4 protein-coding genes and 1 tRNA gene are annotated in these 4,981 nt (G+C 71.5%); 4 read left to right on the top strand and 1 reads right to left on the bottom strand.

Features of this window, described 5'->3' with window-relative positions:
* A tRNA-Ser gene (locus V7Q31_RS17420) sits at window positions 1-91 on the bottom strand.
* Window positions 92-291: 200 nt separating this feature from the next.
* Here V7Q31_RS17420 and V7Q31_RS17415 point away from each other — a divergent pair.
* The 4 genes from V7Q31_RS17415 to V7Q31_RS17400 form a co-directional block, all read left to right on the top strand.
* Window positions 292-1,443, top strand: coding sequence for a protein-glutamate methylesterase/protein-glutamine glutaminase (locus V7Q31_RS17415; RefSeq protein ID WP_333835121.1), 1,152 nt, complete (start codon window positions 292-294; stop codon window positions 1,441-1,443).
* A 70-nt stretch (window positions 1,444-1,513) separates the two neighbouring features.
* Window positions 1,514-2,110 (top strand): peroxidase-related enzyme, encoded by a 597-nt coding sequence (locus V7Q31_RS17410; protein WP_442976727.1) that lies wholly within the window; start codon window positions 1,514-1,516, stop codon window positions 2,108-2,110.
* Complete coding sequence (locus tag V7Q31_RS17405; protein WP_333835120.1) at window positions 2,107-2,610, top strand: toxin-activating lysine-acyltransferase; 504 nt, start codon at window positions 2,107-2,109, stop codon at window positions 2,608-2,610. Before V7Q31_RS17410 ends, V7Q31_RS17405 begins: the two co-directional genes overlap by 4 nt.
* Before the next feature lie 61 nt (window positions 2,611-2,671).
* A partial coding sequence (locus V7Q31_RS17400; RefSeq protein ID WP_333835119.1) for a calcium-binding protein occupies window positions 2,672-4,981 on the top strand: 2,310 nt, incomplete at its 3' end.

Here is a 4,981-nt window from a genome sequence, read left to right as displayed (position 1 = left end):
TGGCGGAGAGGACGGGATTCGAACCCGCGATACGCTTTTGGCGTATATTCGCTTAGCAGGCGAACGCCTTCGACCACTCGGCCACCTCTCCGCCTGCGGACCTAGCAGCGGCGCCGAGCAAGCGCAAGCCGTGCGCGCTGCGCGCCTGACGCGGCGACTTAGCCGCTTCTTCACCATTGGGTTCCTAATCCTGAAACGTGGCGTCGGAGTCGCGCCGTCGCCGTCGCCAGCCGGTCGCGCCTTTTTCGCGAGATTTCTCCGGCGCCGGGCCCAACAGGAGGATTTAGCCCAGTGTCGTCCGCACATCGTCCAAACCCTGCGGCGGGCCGCGCGCCGGTCCGCGTCCTCGTCGTGGACGACAGCGCCGTCGTGCGCGCCGCCCTGTCGGACGTCATCGCGGGCGATCCCGGCCTGTCGCTGATGGGCACGGCCCGCGATCCCTTCGAAGCTCTCGAGAAGATGCGCGCCGAGACTCCGGACGTGATGGTGCTCGACGTCGAACTGCCGCGCATGGACGGGCTGACATTCCTGCGCCGGATCATGGCGCAGCAGCCGATCCCCGTGGTCATCTGCTCGAGCCACACGCAGAAGGGCTCGGAGGCGATGCTCCGCGCGCTGGAGGCCGGCGCCGTCGAGGTGATCGGCAAGCCCGCCATGAGCAGCATGACGGCCCTGCGCGACAGCGGCGCGCGGATCCGCGACGCGATCCGCGGCGCCGCCTGCGCCCGGCTCGGCAACACGCGGCGCGCGCTGGGCGACGGGCCGACGCAGCGCGCGACCGCGGTCGCGCCGAAACTGACGGCCGACGCCGTGCTGCCGCCCGCCCGCGAAAGCGGTCACGACCGCGCCATCGCCCGCATGCCGCGCACCGAACCCGTGATCTGCATCGGCGCCTCGACCGGGGGCACCGAGGCGCTGCGCGAAGTGCTCGTCGGGCTGCCCGCCGACGCGCCGGGGGTCGTCGTCGTCCAGCACATGCCGGCGGGCTTCACCGCCGCCTTCGCCCGCCGCCTCGACGGGTGCTGCGCCATCGAGGTCAAGGAGGCGGAGGACGGCGACGCGGTCCGCCGCGGTCGCGCGCTGATCGCGCCGGGGGAGCGCCATCTGGCGCTCAAGCGGACTGGCCGCGGCTATGGCGTATCGGTCCTCGACGGGGCGCCGGTGTCGCGGCACAAGCCGTCGGTGGACGTGCTGTTCCGCTCCGCCGCGCAGGTCGCCGGCCCCAACGCGGTCGCGGCGATCCTGACCGGCATGGGCGACGACGGCGCGACAGGAATGCTGGAGATGCGCCAGATGGGCGCCGCCACCATCGCGCAGGACGAGGCGACCTGCGTCGTCTTCGGCATGCCCAAGGAGGCGATCGCGCGCGGCGGCGCCGACACGGTCCTGCCGCTCGAACGCATCGCCGCCGCCCTGATCCGCGCCGCCGCCCGCCCGCGCTAAGTTCCCCCCTGTCCGCGGCGGGCCGGCTGAGGCACGATGCCGCCGACGCCGCCCGACAGGGGAGACGCAAGTGACGCCATCCGATCCCGAGACGCCCGCCGCGGCCGAACGCGTCACCGCGCTCGCGCTCGACCCGACCCCCGACCTGCCCGACGATCTCGCGGCGCATCTGGCGACATGCCGCGAGAAGCTCGGCCTCGTCCCCAACGTGCTGACGGCCTACGCCTTCGACGCGGAGAAGCTGCGCGCCTTCTCGGCCTTCTACAACCAGTTGATGCTGGCCCCGAGCGGGCTGAGCAAGCTCGAACGCGAGATGATCGCGGTGGTCGTCTCGGCGGAGAACCGCTGCTTCTATTGCGTGACCGCGCATGGCGCGGCGGTGCGCAAGCTGTCGGGCGACGCCGCCCTCGGCGACGCGCTGGCGACGAACTGGCGGGCGGCGCGGCTCTCGCCGCGGCTGCGCGCGATGCTCGGCTTCGCCGTGGCGATCACCCGCGCCTCGCACGAGATCGGCGAGGAAGACAGGGCGGCGCTGCGCGACGCCGGGTTCCGCGACCGCGACATCTGGGACATCGCCGCCGTCGCCGCCTTCTTCAACATGTCCAACCGCATGGCCTCGGCGACCGACATGCGGCCCAACGCCGAGTATCACGCGATGGCGCGGTGACTGAAGCGCCCGATGCGCCGGGCGCCGCGGCGGAGCGGTTCGCCCTTCTGGGCGAGGCGCTGTGGCTGTTCGCCCATGCGCCTTTGCAGGGCGGCTTTCCACTGGCCGAGGCTGCGAAGCTGCTGACGGCGCCCCTGTCGCTCGGACAGTTCCGCATCTGGCGGCGCGGCGCCCGGCCGATGGGGATCGCGACCTGGGCGCTGCTGAGCGACGAGATCGCCGAGGCCGCGCTGCGCGAGGGCCGCCCGCTCGAGCCGCAGGACTGGCGCAGCGGCGGGCGCGTCGTGGTGGCCGATTTCGTGGCGCCCTTCGGCGAGGCCCGGGCGATGGTCGCCGATCTGCGCCGCAACGCCCTGCGCGGGCGCGACATCGAGGCGGCCCGCCGCGCCCCCGACGGATCGTTGCGCCGTGTCGCGCGCTACCCCGCGCTCGACGCCGACGGCCGTCGCGTCGGCGGCGGTCCGACCTGTGACGGGGCTCACAGGCCGCCCGAGCCCTGACGACGTATCCCGGTCCTCACAGGGCGCGGCTGTCGCCCCGGCAACCGAGAGGACCACGATCATGGGAAGCGTCGTCAAGAAGATCGGCTCCGCCGTCAAATCCGTCGTCACAGTCGTCTCGCCCGTCAAGCATGGCGGCGGCGGGCATGATTCGATCACGGGCTACCTGCCGTACAACGAGCTCTACGGGAACGGCGGGAACGACACGCTCATCGGCTACGGCGCGAAGAACTGGATGTCGGGCGGGACGGGGAACGACCTGCTCAAGGGCTACGCCGTCTCCAACACCATGTATGGCGGGACCGGGAATGACAGGATCTACGGCTACGGCGCCGGCAAGAACTGGATGCGCGGCGACGACGGCGACGACTATCTGGAAGCCTGGGCGCCGTGGAACGACATGCGCGGCGGCAATCACAACGACACGCTGAAGGGCCACGGCGCCTACAACGCGATGCATGGCGACGCCGGCGACGACCGGCTCTACGGGCACGGCGCGCGCAACGACATGTATGGCGGGACCGGGAACGACCGCCTCGAAGGCTGGGGCGCCAGCAACAACATGTATGGCGGCGCCGGCGACGACACGCTGATCGGGCGCGGCGTCCACAACCATCTGCATGGCGAGGACGGGAACGACTGGATCGAGGCCATCGGCGGCTTCAACTGGGCCTATGGCGGGGCCGGGAACGACACGATCCGCGCCATCGGCGGGACGAACGTGCTGCGCGGCGGCGACGGGAACGACTCGATCTACGTTCTCGGCGGCGTCAACGTCGTCCATGGCGACGCGGGCGACGACTCGATCTTCGCCGGCGGCGTCGCCAATGTGATGTATGGCGGCGCCGGAGACGACCGGCTGATCGGCGGCGGCGTGGGCAACGTGATGTGGGGCGACGCCGGGAACGACCTGCTCATCGCCGGGGGAATGGGCACCGTCCAGCATGGCGGCGACGGGAACGACATCCTGCTCGCGGCAAGCGCATGGGGGAACTACCAGAACGGCGACGCGGGCGACGACCTCATCATCGGCGCGGGCGGGGCGAACGTGCAGCGCGGCGGGTCGGGCAACGACAAGCTGTTCGCCGCGGGCTCGTTCAACGTCCAGCTCGGCGAGGCCGGGAACGACATCCTCGTGGGCGTCGGCGGCGTCAACGTCCAGCATGGCGGCGACGGAAACGACGTGATGTTCGGCGTCGGCGGGCTCAACGTGCAGGTCGGCGGGCACGGGGACGACATCGCCATCGCGCTCGGCGACAAGAACCTTCAGTTCATGGACGGCTTCTCCGCCGTGCTGCCCGCCGATCTCGACCTCGACCACGCCGCCATCGGCCGGCTGCTCGACAAGCTCGACGATTTCGTGGGCGCCGGCGGCTCCGGGAACGACGTGATGGTCGCCGGAGGCTCCGGCAACGTGCAGATCGGCGGCGGCGGTCGCGACATGGGCTTCGCCATCGGCGCGGCGGCGGTGCAGTTCGCCGGCGCCGGCGACGACCTTCTGGTCGCCGGCGGGCTCGCCGTCGTCCAGTACGGCGACGCCGGGAACGACGTGATCGTCGGCGGCGGCCAGGCGGCGCTGCAGTTCGGCGGCTCGGGCGACGACATCATGATCGGCGGCGCGGCGGCCATCGTGAAGAAGGTCCCGGTCGCGCTCGGCTTCCAGCATGGCGGCGACGGCGACGACGTGCTGCTCGGGATCAGCCCCAGCACGAAGATCGGCGCGAAGCCCGCCCGCACCACCGACGCCGAGACCGGCGAGAAGAAGATCACCCTCAAGCCCAAGGCCGAGATCGCGGTGACCGCGCAAACCGGAGGGGCCGGCGACGACCTGCTGCTCGCGCTGGCCGACAACAGCGTGCAGCTCGGCGACGACGGGAACGACCTCGCGCTGGCCACGGGGACGATGAACTTCGTCTTCGGCGGGAACGGCGAGGACCTGATCCTCGTCGCCACCGACACGCAGGCGCTGTTCGACTCGATGACCGACCTCACCCAAAGCGGCGGCGGGGAGGGCTGGGACCCGCTCTCGATCTCGGCCGGCTCGATCTTCAGCGGCGGCGAAGGCGACGACGTGGTGATGGGGATCGGCGCGCTGGCGCGGCTGATCTTCGACGAGGCGATGGACGACAACCCCGTCGTGAAGGCCTTCAACGAGGCCCGCGGCAAGATCGAAGCGGCGGTCGACGCGGTGCTCGAGCCCGTGCGCAAGGTCAAGGCCGCCATCGAGGACGCGGTGAACCCGCCGGAGCTGCCCGAGCTGCCGAGCTTCGAGCTCAAGGCCAATCTGATGATCGGCGGCGCCGGGAACGACATCCTCGCGGCGGAGACCGGCGGCGAGCGCCTCGTCGGCGACGCGGGCGACGACACCTAT

The sequence above is a fragment of the Rubrimonas sp. genome, from assembly GCF_036788415.1.
GTDB lineage: Bacteria > Pseudomonadota > Alphaproteobacteria > Rhodobacterales > Rhodobacteraceae > Rubrimonas.
Note: the sequence above shows the minus strand (reverse complement) of the source record. Positions and strands in the feature narration are given on the sequence as shown.